The sequence below is a fragment of the Pseudoduganella lutea genome (assembly GCF_004209755.1).
GTDB lineage: Bacteria > Pseudomonadota > Gammaproteobacteria > Burkholderiales > Burkholderiaceae_D > Rugamonas > Rugamonas lutea.
The window spans coordinates 6,781,812-6,800,605 of the sequence record NZ_CP035913.1; the positions used below are offsets into that span (position 1 = coordinate 6,781,812).

At 62.5% G+C, this 18,794-nt stretch carries 21 protein-coding genes; 15 read left to right on the plus strand and 6 right to left on the minus strand.

What is annotated here, in order from left to right:
• Positions 1-92: 92 nt before the first annotated feature.
• Positions 93-533, minus strand: a complete 441-nt coding sequence (locus tag EWM63_RS28625) for a hypothetical protein (protein WP_130189549.1) — start codon at positions 531-533, stop codon at positions 93-95.
• 221 nt (positions 534-754) lie between these two features.
• Between EWM63_RS28625 and EWM63_RS32870 the strand changes: the two genes are divergently transcribed.
• The 4 genes from EWM63_RS32870 to EWM63_RS28645 are packed head-to-tail and all read left to right on the plus strand — an operon-like array spanning position 755 to position 2,953.
• Positions 755-1,342 (plus strand): DNA/RNA non-specific endonuclease, encoded by a 588-nt coding sequence (locus EWM63_RS32870; protein ID WP_165390980.1) that lies wholly within the window; start codon positions 755-757, stop codon positions 1,340-1,342.
• The gene (locus EWM63_RS28635) at positions 1,243-1,731 is read left to right on the plus strand and encodes a DNA/RNA non-specific endonuclease (RefSeq protein ID WP_130190671.1); all 489 of its coding nucleotides are present in this window, start codon (positions 1,243-1,245) and stop codon (positions 1,729-1,731) included. The genes EWM63_RS32870 and EWM63_RS28635 overlap by 100 nt, the downstream gene beginning before the upstream one ends.
• A 7-nt stretch (positions 1,732-1,738) precedes the next feature.
• The gene (locus tag EWM63_RS28640) at positions 1,739-2,692 is read left to right on the plus strand and encodes a trypsin-like serine peptidase (protein ID WP_165390981.1); all 954 of its coding nucleotides are present in this window, start codon (positions 1,739-1,741) and stop codon (positions 2,690-2,692) included.
• Between the two features lie 9 nt (positions 2,693-2,701).
• Positions 2,702-2,953, plus strand: a complete 252-nt coding sequence (locus EWM63_RS28645; RefSeq protein WP_130189552.1) for a hypothetical protein — start codon at positions 2,702-2,704, stop codon at positions 2,951-2,953.
• A gap of 53 nt (positions 2,954-3,006) precedes the next feature.
• Here EWM63_RS28645 and phaP read toward each other — a convergent pair whose 3' ends face one another.
• From phaP to EWM63_RS28660, 3 genes are all read right to left on the minus strand, one after another.
• Positions 3,007-3,636, minus strand: coding sequence for a TIGR01841 family phasin (gene phaP, locus EWM63_RS28650; RefSeq protein ID WP_130189553.1), 630 nt, complete (start codon positions 3,634-3,636; stop codon positions 3,007-3,009).
• A gap of 1,161 nt (positions 3,637-4,797) precedes the next feature.
• Positions 4,798-6,003 (minus strand): tyrosine-type recombinase/integrase, encoded by a 1,206-nt coding sequence (locus EWM63_RS28655; protein WP_130189554.1) that lies wholly within the window; start codon positions 6,001-6,003, stop codon positions 4,798-4,800.
• Positions 5,976-6,809 (minus strand): sensor domain-containing diguanylate cyclase, encoded by an 834-nt coding sequence (locus EWM63_RS28660; RefSeq protein WP_130189555.1) that lies wholly within the window; start codon positions 6,807-6,809, stop codon positions 5,976-5,978. The genes EWM63_RS28655 and EWM63_RS28660 overlap by 28 nt, the downstream gene beginning before the upstream one ends.
• 349 nt (positions 6,810-7,158) lie before the next feature.
• On the opposite strand from EWM63_RS28660, the gene queE reads away from it, so the two are divergent.
• The 7 genes from queE (at position 7,159) to nadC (ending at position 13,570) form a co-directional block, all read left to right on the plus strand.
• Positions 7,159-7,794 (plus strand): 7-carboxy-7-deazaguanine synthase, encoded by a 636-nt coding sequence (gene queE / locus EWM63_RS28665; protein ID WP_130189556.1) that lies wholly within the window; start codon positions 7,159-7,161, stop codon positions 7,792-7,794.
• Between the two features lie 12 nt (positions 7,795-7,806).
• A complete protein-coding gene (queD, locus tag EWM63_RS28670) occupies positions 7,807-8,253 on the plus strand; it encodes a 6-carboxytetrahydropterin synthase QueD (protein ID WP_130189557.1) in 447 nt (148 codons plus the stop codon).
• Positions 8,177-8,785, plus strand: a complete 609-nt coding sequence (gene tadA / locus EWM63_RS28675) for a tRNA adenosine(34) deaminase TadA (protein WP_371861153.1) — start codon at positions 8,177-8,179, stop codon at positions 8,783-8,785. Before queD ends, tadA begins: the two co-directional genes overlap by 77 nt.
• A gap of 96 nt (positions 8,786-8,881) precedes the next feature.
• Entirely contained in the window at positions 8,882-9,799 is a 918-nt protein-coding gene (gene ldcA, locus EWM63_RS28680) for a muramoyltetrapeptide carboxypeptidase (RefSeq protein WP_130189559.1), read from the plus strand.
• An 89-nt stretch (positions 9,800-9,888) separates the two neighbouring features.
• Positions 9,889-11,487 carry an ABC-F family ATPase gene (locus EWM63_RS28685; RefSeq protein WP_130189560.1) on the plus strand — a complete coding sequence of 533 codons (1,599 nt, stop codon included), beginning with the start codon at positions 9,889-9,891 and terminating at the stop codon, positions 11,485-11,487.
• Between the two features lie 14 nt (positions 11,488-11,501).
• Positions 11,502-12,656, plus strand: a complete 1,155-nt coding sequence (gene nadA, locus EWM63_RS28690) for a quinolinate synthase NadA (RefSeq protein ID WP_130189561.1) — start codon at positions 11,502-11,504, stop codon at positions 12,654-12,656.
• Positions 12,653-13,570 carry a carboxylating nicotinate-nucleotide diphosphorylase gene (nadC, locus tag EWM63_RS28695; RefSeq protein ID WP_130189562.1) on the plus strand — a complete coding sequence of 306 codons (918 nt, stop codon included), beginning with the start codon at positions 12,653-12,655 and terminating at the stop codon, positions 13,568-13,570. The genes nadA and nadC overlap by 4 nt, the downstream gene beginning before the upstream one ends.
• Here the strand turns inward: nadC and EWM63_RS28700 are convergent.
• Both EWM63_RS28700 and EWM63_RS28705 read right to left on the minus strand, forming a co-directional pair.
• A complete protein-coding gene (locus EWM63_RS28700; RefSeq protein ID WP_130189563.1) occupies positions 13,535-14,050 on the minus strand; it encodes a GNAT family N-acetyltransferase in 516 nt (171 codons plus the stop codon). The genes nadC and EWM63_RS28700 overlap by 36 nt on opposite strands.
• Before the next feature lie 276 nt (positions 14,051-14,326).
• Positions 14,327-16,033: an MFS transporter gene (locus tag EWM63_RS28705; RefSeq protein WP_130189564.1), complete on the minus strand. Its 1,707-nt coding sequence runs from the start codon at positions 16,031-16,033 to the stop codon at positions 14,327-14,329.
• 204 nt (positions 16,034-16,237) lie between these two features.
• On the opposite strand from EWM63_RS28705, the gene EWM63_RS28710 reads away from it, so the two are divergent.
• Genes EWM63_RS28710 through EWM63_RS28725 form a run of 4 tightly spaced genes read left to right on the plus strand, consistent with a single transcriptional unit; the run spans position 16,238 to position 18,792 of the window.
• Positions 16,238-16,540, plus strand: coding sequence for a Dabb family protein (locus EWM63_RS28710; RefSeq protein WP_130189565.1), 303 nt, complete (start codon positions 16,238-16,240; stop codon positions 16,538-16,540).
• Position 16,541: 1 nt separating this feature from the next.
• Positions 16,542-17,321, plus strand: a complete 780-nt coding sequence (locus EWM63_RS28715) for an SDR family oxidoreductase (RefSeq protein WP_130189566.1) — start codon at positions 16,542-16,544, stop codon at positions 17,319-17,321.
• 14 nt (positions 17,322-17,335) lie between these two features.
• A complete protein-coding gene (locus tag EWM63_RS28720; RefSeq protein WP_130189567.1) occupies positions 17,336-18,331 on the plus strand; it encodes an NADP-dependent oxidoreductase in 996 nt (331 codons plus the stop codon).
• A gap of 35 nt (positions 18,332-18,366) precedes the next feature.
• Complete coding sequence (locus EWM63_RS28725; protein WP_130189568.1) at positions 18,367-18,792, plus strand: GNAT family N-acetyltransferase; 426 nt, start codon at positions 18,367-18,369, stop codon at positions 18,790-18,792.
• The last annotated feature ends 2 nt before the right edge of the window (positions 18,793-18,794 follow it).

Genomic DNA, 18,794 nt, shown 5'->3' on the forward strand with positions numbered 1-18,794 from the left:
ACCTTGGTACCGGCGCTGGAACCGACGCTATCCAGCAGTGTAGCTGGCGGAACATCTCCACCTTCAGCAACGCACTGAATATTGGTAACGCGTCAGACAAGATTGACGTTCAGGATGACAGTGATCTTGCCCACGTCTGCGCCCGCTTTTTGCCTTTCGTAGGACAGCAGCATGGGTTGCAACAAAGTGCTCGCTTCTGCATGGACAACGCCATGTTGTTTCAAATACTGCAGGTCTTGTTCCGCTACTTGAAAATGTTCAATTGAGTAGGGGACGTTCGCCTGGATGCAGCCAGCGGCGGCCAATTTTCGCAAGGTGCGACGACACTGATCGTCAACGCTCACATCGTCAACCCGAACCAATAGTGGTGCCGCTGGCTTCCTGTCGTGCCGTGACCGACGATTACGGGCGCCATCTGGTACCGGTCGCGGTAAGGCTGCGACCTCCCTCGGCTCTGCACTGGTATTGGTCCAACGGTGGGCGCTGTCAGCCCACTGCTCGCTTCGTTCATCGTCAGCCGTTTCGTGTCGCATAGTCACTCCTGCTGTATTGCCAACCTCTTCGGAAGCTAGCGCTACCATTTGTAGCTTGTGTTTCGCAACGCAGCAATTATGACATCTTAGTGACCAGGTGTGCAGTCTTGATAAGGCCGACTGGAGGCGCTTGAGCTTTGCGTCTGAAGTTGACACGTTGTGGAAATATTATGGCTCTACGATAGATGGCTGGTTTTCTTCCCATTTTGTTCGGAGCATCCATGACGTCTGTCCAGATCCACGTTCCCCTCACGATTACCGTATCGCTCGGCGACGCGACCATAACGCCCATCCCTGTGGCCTTGACCCAGGCCGGCCCGCTTTCTACCGGTGGCCTGGAACGCCTCGACATCGATCCCGATTACGCGGGGCGCCGTGGTTACGACCCGGATTTCCTGGGGGTGCCGGTACCACTGCCAGTCCTGGACGATGAACAACGCCGCAATGCGGCAAAAAATGCCCGTGCCAGGGAGGGGCAGGATCCGACCGTCCTGCCTTATCACCACTTCTCCATCGTCATGAACCGTCGCAGGCAACTGGCGTACTACACGGCAGTGAACATCGACGGTGCGCAGGCTAAACAGCCAAAGCGCGAACGTGATAGCTGGCACTTCGATCCGCGGATTGCCCAGTCCGAGCAGATCGGCGAGGCGCTCTACGCGCGTAATGCACTGGATCGCGGCCACTTGGTACGGCGCCTCGATCCCGCCTGGGGAGTGAGGCGCTACAGGCAAACAACGACACGTTCCACTTCACCAACTGCTCGCCGCAGCACGCCGATTTCAACCAGAGCAGTGAGACATGGCTAGGCATCGAGAATCACCTGCTCGGTATGGCAACGGGTCAGCGGCAACAGCTGACAGTGTTTACCGGGCCAGTCATGACGGACGAGGATCCCCTGTATCGCGGCGTACGCTTGCCTCGGCACTTCTGGAAGATCGCCGCATATCTTGGGGGCGACGACTCCCTGACCGTCTCGGCGTATCTGCTCGGCCAGGAAGGTTTACTCGATGGTCTGGAACGGTTCAATCCAGGTACGTGGCAGGTGCCGGTCGCGGAGATCATCGAGCGCACCGGGCTCGACTTCAGTCCGTTGTTGGCGGCGGCGGTCGCGCTGGATCGTGGACCGGGCTTGGAGGCAGCGGGGCAGGGTGGTCGTCGTCGTCTCGACTCCGTCAACGACATCGTTGCTATCTGAAGTGGGCGTGCAGAAGCTGCGTCCCGTGTACGCGCAAGCAAGTCGCCGGCTGGATCAGAAAGCCGGTACGCATGCGCAAACCCATGACCATATCGCGCGCCGCACGGTGCGGCTCCTTGATCCGGTGGTGACCGCCATGCGCGCCAGGCGATTGGTGCAATCGCCCTTGGTGGCGACGGCGTTCGATAACGACGTGGCGCAGGAACTGCGACAGCAGCCTGATGCTTGTCAATGGAGCAAGAAGGCGCAGACCCAGCTGGAACGGGTAGTCAACGATGCTGACTTTCTGCCAGTGTGGTTCCTGCAGCGCGGCGCCGATCTGCGGCGGACGGTCGCGCAGGTGCAAGCCCGATCACCAAGCGGCGTGCAAATGCATGGTACTGGCTTCCTGGTCGGGCCAGGTTTATTGCTGACCAATGCCCACGTACTGGACTGGTCCGATAACGGCGGCGAATCGCTCAATGACCTCGTACGTGAGTCGACGGTGGTATTCGATTTCGAGCAGCGTTTCGATGGTTCCTATGCGCCGATGGTCACTTTCCGTCTTGACCCAGATACGTTATTGCTGAGCAGCCCTTGGAACGAGCTCGATTTCGTGCTCGTGGCCCTGCAGCCTCACAGCGTCGATAGGCAGGCGGCAATCGCAGACTACGGTTTCAATCGCCTGACTGCAGAACTGGGCAAGGTCGCGCGGGGCGAGCCGATCTTCATCATCCAGCATCCGCTGGGAAAGGAAAAGCAGGTAGTGTTACATGGGAACCGCCTGATTGAGCGCGATGAAGCAACGACGGTGCTGGTGTACGAGGCAGACACGAACAGTGGCTCGTCCGGCGCGCCCGTGTACAACCGCCAGTGGGAAGTCGTGGCGTTGCACCATGCGCCGCAGATTGGTCGCAATCCAAACGGCGACGTGCTGGCGATCGACGGCAGTGTCTGGACCGAGGCGCATGGCGCAAGCTAGGTCAAGTTTTTGGCGCTCAACGAAGGCATCCGGATTAGCAGCCTGCTGTATCACCTTGAGAGACTGGCCAGCGGACATCGGCAGACAGGTAAGATCGCGGCGCCGCACCGCGTGACCTCGGACGGCGCGGTACGGTTGCAAGCGATGCTTCAGACAAAGCAAGCGCAGCAACCCTCCGCGCTGGTGCAGCCAGTGCCGGTAGCGGTCAAGACGCCGGTGCAGTCCGTACAGCCGGCGCGGCGATATCCTCAGCCCGACTGACTTTGTCTCAGATGTTGCGATGACGACATGCCAGCGGGCTAGGGATTTCGGTCTTACGAAGATTTACCAGGCTTTGCCGGGGTTCCTTGTGCTGCCTGTCCACCCTGTGCATTGCCTTTGAACGAAGCATGCTCGCCCTCTACATCGACCTGTGCGCTGCCATTGGCACCATCGCTCGACGACTGCATGCTGCCATGGTGCGTGCTGCCGTTGCCACGCTGCGCGCCGTCAAACTGGAACGGATCGCGGAAGTTTTTCAGGGATTCTTCCTGGCGGCGGACCGTACGATCGGTCTCGTCGGCAGCGGTACGTGCCACCTGGTCGGCCAAGGCTTGCGCGGTGCGGGTGGTCTCCTGCACATGCTGTTCCGTGACCTTGGCAAAGCTCACCTGGGAATCGGCTGCAACGCGCGAAATATGTTGCTGGTACGCGCGCAGCTTTTCGGAGGCAGGTTGGACGCGGGCTGCCGAGACGGAGATCAGATCGCTAGGGCGATCAGAGCTCAGGAGCTGGTGGCCCACGATAGTGCTTTCTTCGAGCAGCGTCTGACCTAACTGGATAGTGAGCTGGCACATCTCCTGGAAGGACAGCGACAGCGATTTGGACATGTCGTTCAGGAATGCGGCCTGTGCATTCAGGTGATTACGGACTGCCGGCGTGACGGATTGCAAGAACGGGAACATGGATGACCTCGTGAGGTGATTTTGCCAGTAGGTGACCCGCCATGATCACTCACTGGCAGGACAAGTTAGAGGCCACTAACTGCTGAGCGGCCGGTCGCCGCACTCGGTAGTGGAGTGCGAAGTGGACTACCGTATGCCCCGCATGTGACAGGCATTTGACAGGGACCGGACAAATTTTCATGCGAACAGCGCATTCATGGCGGCGGGCGAATTAGCGCGTGGCATCGACGCCGAACATATCGCCCAAGAAGCAATAGCGGTAGGACTCGTGTTCATCGACATTCGCCCCAATGAACCAGACCGAATGTTGGGAGAACGTCGCGACCGGAAACAGGTAAGAAGCGTCGATCGTACCGTTACTGATGTTGAGGCGCGCGCCTAGTACAAAATCGCAGGGACGTGGTGAGCGAAGGGTGATCTTCCAAGGGCGAGCGTGCTCTTCGTGTCGACAGCAAGACACTGCGACCCGAACGAATGCCGTCGATTACACGCAGCAGCCCTCGGCCTAGCCGTTTACGCCACGCACCGGCAGTGGGGACCCTCTTTTCGACCTGCGGCTCAAGCTGATCCTGCAGCGCAAAGATGGCAGCCTTGGTCCAGGCGGTGCGAGCTGTTCGCTCCAGTAGCGCTTTTGGATCGAACGAGCGCTGCTCTTGAACATCTGTGCTGCAGTTTGGCCAGTAGCGTTTGCTTAACGATCCTATTCTTCATCCTTGTGGCGGCGCTGCCAAGAGTAGCCCCGGTGTTTTCCCAGATGTATCGCCGATCGTATGGCGTCTTCGGTTTTTCGCGTGGAAGCTCTGCGCAGGCTGCTCACAAGAATATGATAACCTTACCGACTGCGATTGATTCGAGCTGTTGCTGAGCAGCTATTCGTGCTGTCCACAGTGCTGAGGCAATACCGAAAAATTGACCACTGGAATCGAACTCAAGAACCAGTTGCATTTGTCGGTACTTTTGACGGTACTTTTTGGCAAAACGATGTTTCTTGCGCTCTATAGTGCGATTCCGGTCAGCGGAACATGTGATCAGGTTATCGGGTCGCCGACAGGCAGGCAGTCGTCAGGCAACGTCGATCAGGGACGAGAGTCGCCGTGAAGGGAAGGGCGTGGGCTAGCAGTGCGCAGTGCCGCTTAGATTATTGATTGGGGCATTGCGCGTTCACCGAGAGCATTGCGCCGCCCACGCTAACATTAATTCTCGGCGCTTATTGAAGAGGTCGCTCCGGAAGTACGCTGCCTCAGTTGAATTCTTTACTGAGTGCGCAAGGGCCGCTTCGCAAACCTCCCGCGGGAAGTTAGTCTGCTCGGCAGCCCAGTCTCGGAATGTCGAGCGGAAGCCATGCATAGTAAATTTCATTCCCTGCTCGCGAAGGAGTAGTAGAAATTTGTTCTCCCAGAACGCCTTGCCGTCCGGCGTAGGGAATACCAGGTTGCTTGCGCTGGCATTGCCTTCACACTCGTTCTTACGCGCCTTCAGAATCGCCAAGGCGCGTGGCGCAAGCGGCACACGGAACTCGACGCCGGCTTTCATGCGCGCTGCAGAGAGAGTCCATCTTTGCTCTTCGAGATCGAATTCGTCCCAGGTTGCCAGCCGGACCATGCCGATTCGCGCAGCGGTCAGGATGGCAAATTCCATAGCATGTTTCACGACCGCGGATGCCGCAGAGGTTTGTATCGTCCTGATGACAGCTCCAACCTGCACATAGGGGCAGGCCGGGAAGTGAGTTGGTTTGTGCAAATCTTTGATTGCAGGAAGGGCGAGGGCAATCTGGTCCCACAGAAGTGGATCGTGCACCGTCCGAAGGTCGCGTGCCGACGCCCAATCCAGCACTGCTTTCACGCGTTGGCGCACGCGGTTTGCCGTGTCGGTGCGGGTGAACCAAATGGGTTCGAGTGTCGCCAATATCTCTCCCTTGCCAATCTCATTGATGTCCAGTTCACCGAGAATGGGGAAGACATATGTCACCAGTGAATCGAACCATTGCTTGCGTGACTTGGGATTGCGCCAGATGTTGCTGTGCGTTGCATGATATCTGGTAGCACACTGGCGAAAGGTCTGCACTTTACGCGCGGCATCATCTACCTTCTGTCTTTGCGCCTTGCGATGCTCGATCGGGTCGATGTGGGCCAACAGGAGCTGGTGGTACTGCACTACCTCCTCTCTGGCCTGGGCGAGCGGCTTGTAGAGCACTGAACCGAGGCCCATCTCCCTGGCGCGCCCACGTAACATGTAGCGGAAGATCCATGACTTGGTGCCGCCCGGCGCCACGCGCAAGTACAGGCCGTTGCCATCAGCGTAGTAGCCCGGGTCTTTTTTGGCCTGGATACCCAGGGCCGTTAACGCTTGCTTGCGATGCCTTGCCATATCATCTCTCCATGGGCTTTGCCCACAAAATTGTTTTCAGGGCGTCCCACAAATCTGCCCCCAAAAGTGTCCCACAAACCTGCCCACAAATCAGAACGCGCTCGCGTGATATTTCGTGAGCCATCTGGAGACGCGTGACTTGAACGACGCGCTCTTTTCTCTGTGAGCGGCGTGCCATTTGAGCTACGGTGAGCCGTCCCGAGATTCCCGATCAGCAGAGACAACGGCTGGTGTTGGCGCATGGCGCGCTGCCATTCGGCATGCAACGTGTCGTCGAAGCAGCGGCGATTCGCCAAGCCCGTCAAGCCGTCGCGCGTGGCCAGCTGTTCGAGTGCGATCTGGGCCTGCTTTTCCTCCGTCATGTCGCGCAGCGTTTCCACGACCGCCGCGAGGCGGCCATGCTCGTCGCAGATCGGGCTCACATCCGCCGCCAGATAGCGGCGCTGTCCGGCATTGGGCATGTCGCACCAGCCTTCGGCGCTCAGGTGGCCCGGCTCTTCGCAGGCGCGGCTGTGCGCGTCGTACAGCGTCGAGGCTTCACTGGTGCGTTGCTGCACCACGAGGTCGGCCAGCGTGGGGCGTTCGTCATGGTGGAAGCAGCGCCACGTGTCGGCACTGCCAAGCACCTCATAGCCGGACACCCCCGTGAGGCGTTCACACGCGCGATTCCACACGATCGCGCGGCCGCGCGCATCGAGCACGAACGCCGGAATGGCCAGCAGTTCGAGCAGCCTGAACGCTTCGCTCCGCGAAGGGCCTGCGTGGGGAAAGTCCATCAGGTGCTGTGCTGTCTGCAAGTTGTTCATGGGCGACCTTGCGGTAGGAGCGGATGTCATATTGATCGTTATTTCAGCTTTTCTTGCGTTGAGTCTTGATTTTGCAGCGCGGTATGGCGGCATTATTTGATCAGGAACAAACATGCGGTCGAGACATACGGAAGCGCGCTGGACGACATGGCGACTGTGCCGCGCGTCGTTGTATTGCTGAGGATCAAGGTGGTTGGGTGGTTCGCTGCCGGTGCAGCGGGCCGGTGTGGACAGTCGATACCGCCCGGGCGTTAGGGCGCGCGCGGCTTTTGGCCTATAATCGAGGGTTCGCCATTCGGCCATGCTCGCCCGCCCCGGTTGCCGGCGGCCCGGCCCATCAGGATCCAACGTGACTTACAGTATCAAAGAAATTTTCTACACGCTGCAGGGCGAGGGCGCCCACGCGGGCCGGCCGGCGGTGTTTTGCCGGTTCGCCGGCTGCAATCTGTGGACCGGCCGCGAAAGCGACCGCGCCACCGCCACGTGCCAGTTCTGCGACACCGACTTCGTCGGTACCGACGGTGAGCGCGGCGGCAAGTTTGCCTCGCCGGAGGCACTGGTCGCCGTCATCGATGGCTTGTGGCCGGACACTTATCCGGCGAGCAAGTACGTCGTGTTCACCGGCGGCGAACCGCTGCTGCAGCTCGATGCGCCGCTGATCGATGCGATGCACGCCGCGGGTTTCACGATCGCCATCGAAACCAACGGCACGGTTGCCGTCCCGCCCGGCATCGACTGGGTGTGCGTCAGCCCGAAAGTGGGTTCACAGCTCGTCGTCTCGAAAGGCAACGAGCTGAAAGTGGTGATCCCGCAGGCGAACCAGGACCTTGCCGACTATGAGCACCTGGATTTCGACAACTTTTTCGTGCAGCCGATGGACGGCCCGCTGGCCGCCTTCAACACCACGCTGGCGATCGAGACGTGCAAGCGCAATCCGAAATGGAAGCTGTCGCTGCAGACCCACAAACTCCTGAACATTCCCTGAATTGCCTCTCCTATGCTGACCATTACCCGCAAGCTGGAATTCGATGCCGGCCACCGCATTCCCGACCATAAAAGCCAGTGCCGTAACCTGCACGGTCACCGCTATACGCTGGAAATCACGCTGGCCGGCGAGGTGATCTCCGCCGAAGGCAATTCCGACAACGGCATGATCATGGACTTTTCCGACGTGAAGGCGCTTGCCAAGGAACACCTCGTCGACGTCTGGGACCATGCCTTCCTCGTGTACGACAAGGACGCGGCCGTGAAGGAATTCCTCGCGTCGCTGCCGGGCCACAAGACCGTGGTCATCGACCGCATTCCCACCGTGGAAAACCTGGCGGCCGTGGCGTTTAACATCCTGAAGGCGGCCTACAAGGACCGCTATGGCACCGGCCTCAAGCTGCACAAGCTGGTCCTGCACGAGACCCCGAACTGCTGGGCCGAGATCACCGATGCCTGAAGTGCAGGCCGGTGACTTGGCGCACGACCGTGAGGCGTTCATGCGCGAAGCCCTCGTCGAGGCGCAGCGCGCATGGGATCTCGGCGAAGTGCCGGTCGGCGCGGTGGTCGTGAAGGATGGCGTCGTCATTGCGCGCGGATTCAACCAGCCGATCGCCGGCCACGACCCCACGGCGCATGCCGAGATCGTGGCGCTGCGCGCCGCCGCGCAGGCCCTCGGCAATTACCGGCTGCCCGGCTGCGAACTGTACGTCACGCTGGAGCCCTGCGTGATGTGTTCCGGCGCGATGATGCATGCCCGGGTCGCGAAAGTGGTGTACGGCGCGCGCGATCCCAAGACCGGTGCCGCCGGGTCGGTCGTCGACCTGTATGCGTCCGCGCAGCTGAATCATCACACGCAGGCCGTCGGCGGTGTGCTCGACGAGGAATGCGGCAAGCTGCTGAAAGCGTTCTTCGCCAGCCGCCGCGCCGCGTCGCGGGCCGCCCGCGCGGAGCGGGAGAAGGAACAGGACCAGGAGCAGGAGCTGGGGTAGTAACAGGAGCTGCCAAGGGGCGCGAACATCCCGCGCCTTGCTGGCATCGGTACCGGCGGGTAAGATGGCTGCGCCATCGACAACCACGGATCGACCTTGAAAGACATTGGTATCGCGATCGCCGCCCCCGGCGGCTATGCGCTCGACGAAGCGGCCCTGGCGCGCGGCATCGCCCGCCTCGAGGCGGGCGGCTGCACCGTCCACAATTATTACGAGCCGGCCAACAGGTTCCAGCGCTTCGGCGGCACCGATGCGGGCCGGCTCGCGCAACTGGAAGCGGCGGCGCGCGACCCCGACGTGCAGGTCGTCATCGCCCTGCGCGGCGCCTATGGTATCTCGCGCATCCTGCCGCGCATCGACTTTAAGCTCATGGCCGACAGCGGCAAGCTGTTTACCGGCTACAGCGATTTCACGGCCTTCCACATGGGCATGTACGCGGCAACGGGGCGCAAGAGTTTTGCCGGCCCCATGGTCTGCGACGACTTCATCCGCGATGAGCCGGTGGCGTACACGCTCGATCAGTTCTGGGACTGCCTGCGCGGTCCGGTGCACACGGTGCGCGGCACGGCCACCGGCAACCCGGCCGTCGACGTCGAAGGGCGGCTGTGGGGCGGCAACCTGGCCATGCTGAACCACCTCGTCGGCACACCCTATTTTGCCCGCGTGCCAGGCGGCATCCTGTTCGTCGAGGATATCAATGAGCACCCGTACCGCGTCGAGCGCATGGTGCTGCAACTGCTCTACGCGGGCGCGCTGGAAGGCCAGCATGCGCTCGTGCTGGGTGACTTTTCCGGCTACCGGCTGGCCCCTTTCGACAATGGCTACGATTTCGACACCATGCTGGCCTACCTGCGCGAAACGCTGCCAATCCCGGTACTTGCCGGCCTGCCGTTCGGCCACGTGAAACACCGCTGCACGCTGCCGTTCGGCGGGCTGGCCCGCCTGGTATCGGATGCGGAAGGCTTCGACCTTACCGTCACCGACTATCCGACGCTGGCCCGGCCGTACGTGTGACGGTCGCCATTGCCTGGACCGTGCCGGGCAGGCAATGGAAATGATAAAATGCGCGGTTCATCGAAATACATCTACGCAAGGGCTCATCAGTGCTATCCACCGCAAACATCACCATGCAATTCGGCGCCAAGCCGCTGTTCGAGAATATCTCCGTCAAGTTCGGCGACGGCAACCGCTACGGTCTGATCGGCGCCAACGGCTGCGGCAAGTCCACCTTCATGAAGATCCTCGGCGGCGACCTGGAGCCGTCGGCCGGCAACGTCATGCTCGACGTGAACGAGCGCCTGGGCAAACTGCGCCAGGACCAGTTCGCGTATGAGGAAATGCGCGTGCTCGACGTGGTCATGATGGGCCACACCGAGATGTGGGCCGCGATGCAGGAACGCGATGCGATCTACGCGAATCCGGAAGCCACCGACGACGACTACATGAAAGCCGCCGACCTGGAAGGCAAGGTTTCGGAATACGACGGCTACACGGCCGAGGCGCGTGCCGGCGAACTGCTGCTGGGCGCCGGTGTCGAGATCGAGCTGCACCAGGGGCCGATGAGCGCCGTGGCGCCGGGCTGGAAGCTGCGTGTGCTGCTGGCGCAGGCGCTGTTCTCGAATCCCGATATCCTGCTGCTGGACGAACCGACCAACAACCTGGACATCAACACGATCCGCTGGCTCGAAGATGTGCTGAACCAGCGCAATTCGACGATGATCATCATCTCCCACGATCGCCACTTCCTGAACCAGGTGTGCACGCACGTGGCCGACATGGATTACGGCACGCTGAAGATCTATCCGGGCAACTACGACGAATACATGCTCGCTTCCACGCAGGCGCGCAACCAGCAGCTGGCCAACAACGCGAAGGCCAAGGAAAAGGTCGCCGAACTGCAGGACTTCGTGCGCCGCTTCTCGGCCAACAAGTCCAAGGCACGCCAGGCCACGTCGCGCGCCAAGATGATCGACAAGATCAAGGTCGAGGACATCAAGCCTTCCTCGCGCGCCTATCCGTTCGTGCGCTTCGAGGGCGAGAAAAAGCTGCACCGCCTGGCCGTCGAAGTGGACAGCATCTCGAAAACCTACGACAAGACCCTGTTCAGGAATTTCAGCATCATGGTCGAGGCAGGTGAACGCATCGCGATCATCGGCGCCAACGGTGCCGGTAAAACCACCATGCTGCGTTGCATCGCCGGCGAGCTGGCCAACCTGCAGCCCGATACCGGTTTCGTGAAGTGGGCGGAAAACGCCAATGTCGGCTACATGCCGCAGGATCCGACCGAGGACTTCGCCACCGATGCGAACCTCACCGACTGGATGGGCCGCTGGACGAAAGAAGGCGACGATGACCAGGCCGTGCGCTCGATCCTCGGCCGCCTGCTGTTCGGCGGCGACGAGGTGAAGAAATCCGTGCGCGTGCTGTCCGGCGGCGAAAAAGGCCGCATGATGTACGGCAAGCTGATGCTGGGCCGCCACAACGTGCTGCTGCTCGACGAACCCACCAACCACATGGACATGGAATCGATCGAATCGCTGAACATCGCGCTCGACAAATACGCCGGCACGCTGATCTTCGTCTCGCACGACCGTGAATTCGTGTCGTCGCTGGCGAACCGCATCATCGAGATCAAGGAAAACGAAGTGGTCGACTTCCGCGGCAACTACGAGGAATACCTGACCAGCCAGGGTATCAACTAAGTCGGGACAGAGCGATGAACAGCGTAGCCATACCAATTAAAACCGTCGAGTACGAGAAGCCGCTGCTGGAGGAGAACGAGCAGGGCGGCAGCTGCGTGGCCCACGCCTGGGCCCGGACGCCGGCCCCCGTGCCGGCCGATGAAAAGATCCTGCTGAAGGAGCGCATCCGCACCTTGCTGCGCGAACGCGATGCCGTGCTGGTTGCCCACTACTACGTCGATGGCGACCTGCAGGACCTGGCCGAGGAAACCGGCGGGTGCGTGTCCGATTCGCTCGAGATGGCGCGCTTCGGGCGCGACCATCCGGCGAAGACGCTCGTCGTCGCGGGCGTGAAGTTCATGGGCGAAACGGCGAAGATCCTGTCGCCGGAAAAGACCATCCTCATGCCCGACCTGGATGCAACCTGCTCGCTGGACCTGGGCTGCGACCCGGATGAATTCGCGTCGTTCTGCGACCAGCACCCGGACCGCACCGTCGTCGTGTATGCGAACACCAGCGCCGCCGTGAAGGCGCGGGCGGACTGGATGGTCACGTCGTCGATCGGCCTCGATATCGTCCAGCACCTGCACGCGCAGGGCAAGAAGATCCTGTGGGCGCCGGACAAGCACCTGGGATCGTACATCCAGAAGCAGACCGGCGCGGACATGCTGCTGTGGCAGGGCTCCTGCCTGGTGCACGACGAGTTCAAGGGCATCGAACTCGACCTGCTGAAGGCACAGCACCCGGAGGCGAAAGTGCTGGTGCACCCGGAGTCGCCCGCCAACGTGGTCGACCAGGCCGACGTGATCGGTTCCACGTCGCAGCTGATCGCGGCGGCCGTCAGCCTGCCCGCCACCACCTTCATCGTCGCCACCGACAACGGCATCCTGCACAAGATGCGCCTCGCCGCGCCAGGCAAGACGTTCATCGAAGCGCCGACGGCCGGCAACAGCGCCACGTGCAAGAGCTGCGCGCACTGTCCCTGGATGGCGATGAACGGCTTGCGCAACCTGGCCGACGTGCTGGAAAACCTGTCCAATGAAATCCACGTCGACCCGGCCGTGGGCGAGCAGGCCAAGGTATCGATCAACCGCATGCTGGACTTCGCAGCCGCGAAAAAAGCCAGGATCGCGCCCGGCGCCGACCTGGCGCAGGAAGCAAAACTGTTCTCTGGAATCGGACCCGCATGAGTACCTTGTTGAACCCTTTCGCGCCGTTCGATCCGGCCCTGAAACAGGCCTTTGAAGCCAACCTGCTGGCCGCGCTGCTGGAAGACGTGGGCCCTGGCGATTTGACCGGCAATCTCGTGCCCGAGGCAAGCCGCTCGGCCGCGCGCGTCATCGTCCGCGAAGACGCCGTGCTGTGCGGCGCGCCCTGGTTCGAGGGCATCATGCATGCGATGGAACCGGCGATCGGCATCGAATGGCATTACGCCGAAGGTGACCTGATGAAGGCCGATACGCCGGTGTGCACGCTGGTCGGCCCGTCGCGGGCAATCCTGACCGCCGAGCGTTCGGCGCTCAATTTCCTGCAACTGCTGTCCGGCGTGGCAACGGCCACGCGCCGCTATGTCGATGCGATCGCCGGCACCCGTGCCGCCATCCTCGACACCCGCAAGACACTGCCGGGCCTGCGCCTGGCGCAGAAGTACGCGGTGCGCGTCGGCGGCGGCCAGAACCAGCGGCTGGCGCTGTATGACGGGATCCTGATCAAGGAAAACCACATCGCGGCGGCGGGCGGCATCACCGCCGCGCTGGTGGCGGCGAAGCAGGTCGGCGGCGCGGTGTCCGTCCAGGTCGAGGTGGAAAACCTCGTCGAACTCGAAGAGGCGCTGACGGCGGGCGCCACGTCGATCCTGCTCGATAACTTCGACCTGGGCATGATGCGCGAAGCCGTGCAGGTCAACCGCGGCCGCGCGCTGCTGGAAGCTTCCGGCGGCGTCAATTTCGACACCGTGCGGGCCATCGCCGAAACCGGCGTGCACCGCATTTCGATCGGCGCGCTGACGAAAGACGTCAAGGCCACCGATTATTCGCTGCGCATCATCGACGGCGCGCTGGGCGCATCGTCACCCCAGGCGCAAACGCATCGCCTGCTCGGCTAGGCCGCTGCGGCGCCCGCTCCTGTCCGCCATCGGGACAGGGGCGCCCACCTCTTCGAATCCCAAACGCCGGTAGAGCCGCACCGCCGGTGTATCGCCCGTGGTCACGCCGAGCTCGACCGCCCGCGCGCCTTGCTCGCGTGCCCAGCCGATCGCCCGGGACAGAAGCGCCTGCGCGATGCCGCGGCCGCGGTGCTCCGGCGCCACCCATACCTGGTACAACGTGACCGCCTCGGCCTCGTATTGCGCCCAGGCGAGACCGGCCGGCTCATCGCCGACCTCGGCCAGCAGTGGCAGGTGCCGCGCCGACGCCACCGTTTCCGCCAGCAGCGCTTGCCACGTCTCATCCGCACGCGCCTGCGCATCGGCCAGTGTCACGGCGAACGCCTCGGGAGCATCGCCCAGCGCCCGCAGGCGCAGCGCGCGCCACGTCGGCCATTCAGCGGCTGCAAGGGGCCGGATCGTCAGCGCATGTTCTGTCATCGGGATATGGTCAAGTTGTTTTCGGTAACCCATTCTAATGGCGCCAGCGAAACGTTGCCAAAAATCGGGGACTGTCCCGGCTGTTGTATTACGACCAGCTCAACAATACGCATGCAGTGAGCAATCCGAACAAATTCAAGCACCTGCAAATGTTGCCAAAAATCGGGGACAGTCCCCAGCCTTATCCGGCGTTGTTTTGCGACCAGCGCGACCGTAAAAAAGGCCACCCGAAGGTGGCCTTGAAAAATGCGGCGCCGTGGCGCCGCCTCACGAAAATCAGTCCCCGGCGTAGATGTCGCGGTCCTTGGTTTCACGCACGAACAGGGCGCCGATCACGAACGTGACGAGCGCCACCACGATCGGGTACCACAGACCGTAGTAGATGTCGCCCTTGAACGCCACGAGGGCAAACACCGTGGTCGGCAGCAGGCCGCCGAACCAGCCGTTGCCGATGTGGTAGGGCAGCGACATCGACGTGTAGCGGATCTTGGTCGGGAACATCTCGACCAGCATCGCGGCGATCGGGCCATATACCATCGTCACGTACAGCACAAGAATGAACAGGAACAGCACCATCATCGGCTTGTTGATCTGTTCCGGGTCGGCCTTGGCGGGATAGCCGGCGTCGCGGATGGCCGCCGTCACCTGGGCCTTGAACGCCGTTTCCTGCGTTTTGCTGGCGGCATCGAAGTTCAGGTTGTCCGCCGTCATGGCCGCATTGAACGATGTCAGCGCCTTGTCGCCCACCTTGATCGTGGCGACCGTGCCTGCCGGTGCATCCTGGCGCGTGTAGTTCACGGCCGAAGCCGACAGCACGCTGGTCGCGATATCGCACGACGACGGGAATTTCTTCTGTCCCGTCGGGTTGAACAGGAAGTGGCACGAGGCCGGGTCGGCCACTACCACGACCGGCGAGTTGGTCTGGGCGGCTTCGAGTTGCGGGTTGCCGTAGTGCGTCAGCGCCTTGAAGATCGGGAAGTACGTCAGCGCGGCGATCAGGCAGCCGCCCAGGATGATCCACTTGCGCCCGATGCGGTCCGACAGCACGCCGAACACCACAAAGAACGGCGTGGCCAGCAGCAGCGCGACCGCGATCAGGATGTTCGCGGTGGCCGATTCGATCATCAGGATTTTCTCCATGAAGAACAGCGCATAGAACTGGCCCGTGTACCACACCACGGCCTGGCCCATCGTCAGGCCGACCAGCGCCAGGATCACGATCTTGAGGTTTTTCCATTGGCCGAACGCTTCGGACAGCGGTGCCTTCGACGTCTTGCCCTCGGCCTTCATCTTGGCGAAGGCCGGCGATTCCTGCATCGCCATGCGGATCCACACCGAGATACCCAGCAGCAGCACGGACACGAGGAACGGGATGCGCCAGCCCCATGCCTGGAATTCCTCCTCGCCAACGGCCGTGCGGGTGGCCAGGATCACCAGCAGCGACAGGAACAGGCCCATCGTGGCCGTGGTCTGGATCCAGGACGTGAACAGACCGCGCTTGCCTTCCGGCGCATGCTCGGCCACGTAGGTGGCGGCACCGCCATACTCGCCGCCCAACGCCAGCCCTTGCAGAATACGGAGCGTGACAAGGATGATCGGCGCGGCAATGCCGATCGATGCATGGCCCGGCAGCAGGCCGACGATGAACGTGGACAGGCCCATCAGCAGGATCGTGATCAGGAACGTGTACTTGCGGCCAATCATGTCCCCCAGTCGACCGAAGACCACGGCGCCGAACGGACGCACGATGAAGCCGGCGGCGAACGCCAGCAACGCGAAGATGAAGGTGGTGGTCGGGTCGCCGATGAAGAACTGCTTGGCGATGATCGATGCGAGCGAGCCGTACAGGTAAAAGTCGTACCACTCGAACACGGTGCCGAGCGAGGAAGCAAAGATGACCTTCCTTTCCTCCTTCGTCATCGGCGTAGACTTGCCCTTGCCCCCAAGGTTCCGCGGATCCGCGGTGCCAGATGTGCTTGCCATGATAGTAGTCTCCAGTTTATCGGTTGCGCCGTCCGGTGATTCCGGTTTTATAAGATTTGGCGAGTCCAGTGTGGGCGCCGAAACTTACGCGATTCTTTCTTGAAACTTACACGAAACTGACAAGTATCGTTCCGGCGGAACCGCCTGCGGGCGCTGTGGTATCCTCCCGCGCTCGTACGCTTATGCAAACAACAAGGATGCAGGATGATCAAGCACATCGTGATGTGGAAGCTGAAGGATGAAGCGGAAGGCGCCGATCGCGCCACGAATGCCCGCAAGGTGAAGGAATTGCTCGACGCGTGCATCGGCCTGGTGCCGGGCATGGGCACGTTCGAAGTGGTGCTGGCCCAGCCGGGCCTGGAAGCCACGTACGACGTGGTGCTGTATTCCGAGTTCGCCGACAAGGCAGCGCTGGACGCGTATCTCGACCATCCGCAGCACGTTGCACTCAAGCCCTTCATCGCCGCCGTGCGCGAGGGGCGCCAGTGCATGGACTACGAGGTTTGACGTGACGGCCGTGCGCGAGCTCTTCAGCCTGGCGGGGAAGACTGCCCTGGTGACGGGCGGCTCGCGCGGGCTGGGCTTGCAAATGGCGCTGGCGCTGGGCGAGCAGGGCGCCGCGGTCGTGATCAGCGCGCGCAAGCAGGCGGGGATCAACGAGGCGCTGGCCGCATTCGCGGCACGGGGCATCACCGCCCACGGCGTCGTGGCCGACCTGGCCGACCCGGCGGCCGCCGAAGCGCTGGCCGTGGCGGCGATCGACAAGCTCGGGCACATCGACATCCTCGTCAACAACGCCGGCGCCGGCTGGGCTGCGCCAGCCGAGGACCTGCCGCTCGACGCATGGGACAAGGTGATGAACCTGAACGTGCGCGGCGTCTTCCTGCTCACGCAGGCGGTCGGGCGCCTTTCGATGATCCCGCGCCGCACCGGCAGCATCATCAACATCGCATCGATCGCCGGGCTGGCCGGCAACCGGCCGGACACCATGAAGACATTGGCCTACAACACGTCGAAAGGCGCGATCGTGAACTTTACGCGCACGCTGGCCGGCGAATGGGGCGCCTACGGCATCAACGTGAACGCGATCGCACCCGGCTTCTTCCCGTCAAAGATGACGCATGGCCTGCTGCGGGAAATGGGAGAGCGCCTTGCTGCCGACACGCCGCTGGGGCGCCTGGGCGGCGACGACGACCTGAAAGGCGCCGTCGTGCTGTTTGCCTCGCGTGCCGGGCGGCATATCACTGGCCAGATCCTCGCCATCGATGGCGGCGTCTCGGCCGTCTGAAAGGTTTTATCGGAATGAACACGTATCAAAGAATCGTACTGGCTTCACGCCCGCAGGCGGAAGTGAAGCCCGAGCATTTCCGCCTGGAGACAGTGGCGGTGCCCGAACTGGCAGACGGCCAGCTACTGATCCGCAACCATTACCTGTCGCTGGACCCCTACATGCGCGGGCGCATGAACGACGCTCGCAGCTACGCGGCGCCGCAGGCGTTGGGCGAAACGATGATCGGCGGCACAGTCGGCGAAGTGGTCGCATCGCGGCACCCTTCGTTCGCGCCGGGAGAATTCGTTGCCGCAATGGGCGGCTGGGCCGAGATGGCCGTCTCGGACGGCGCCGGCCTGCGCAAGCTCGATGCGTCCGGCGTGCCGCTGTCCGCCCATCTCGGCGTAGTCGGCATGCCCGGCATGACGGCGTGGTATGGCCTGAACCGCATCCTCGACCTGCAACCCGGGCAGACGGTCTGCGTGTCCGCGGCCAGCGGCGCCGTCGGCAGTGCCGTCGGCCAGCTGGCGAAGCTGCGCGGCTGCCGCGCCATCGGCATCGCCGGTGGCCAGGAAAAATGCGACCACGTCGTGCGCGAACTGGGCTTCGATGCCTGCGTGGACTACAAGGCCGGCAACCTGCGCGCCGACCTGAAGGCGGCCGCGCCGGACGGTATTGACGGCATCTTTGAAAACGTGGGCGGCGAAGTCTTCGATGCGGCGCTGGCGCGCACCAACCCGTTTGCCCGCGTGGCCCTGTGCGGCATGATCGCCGGCTACGATGGCGCGGACATTCCAATGCGCAACGTGCGGCTGCTGCTGGCGAACAGGATCACGCTGCGCGGCTTCATCGTCACCGAGCACCTGGACTGCTGGCCCGAAGGCCTGGCCGAGCTGGGCGCGCTGGTGGCGGCGGGGCGGCTCAAGTACCGCGAGACGGTCTCGCAGGGCCTGGCGTCCGCGCCCGAGGCGTTCATGGGCCTGCTGAAAGGCCGCAACTTCGGCAAGCAACTGGTCAAACTGGTCTAGGTGTCCGCAGGCACACCGGCAAGAGCGAGGAGAAGATGACTTCCGTTGAAATCCGCTATGGCGACTGGGCCACGCTCAGCGCAGACGCGCAGGAGATCCGCATCGCGGTCTTCGTGCAGGAGCAGAACGTGCCACCCGAACTGGAGATGGACGAGAAAGATGCTGTGTGCCTGCACGCGGTCGCGTACGACGCGGCCGGCGTGCCGGTCGGCACGGGCCGCCTGCTGCCCGATGGCCACATCGGCCGGATGGCCGTCATGAAGCATGCCCGGGGCACCGGCATCGGCAGCGCGCTGCTGCGCGGCCTGATGGCGCATGCCCGCGAACGGGGCCATCCGGACGTCATGCTGTCCGCCCAGACGCACGCGGCGCCGTTCTACCTCGCCCACGGTTTTACGCAGGTCGGCGGCGAGTTCCACGAGGCGGGAATCCCGCACATCGAGATGCGGCACGTGTTCTGACA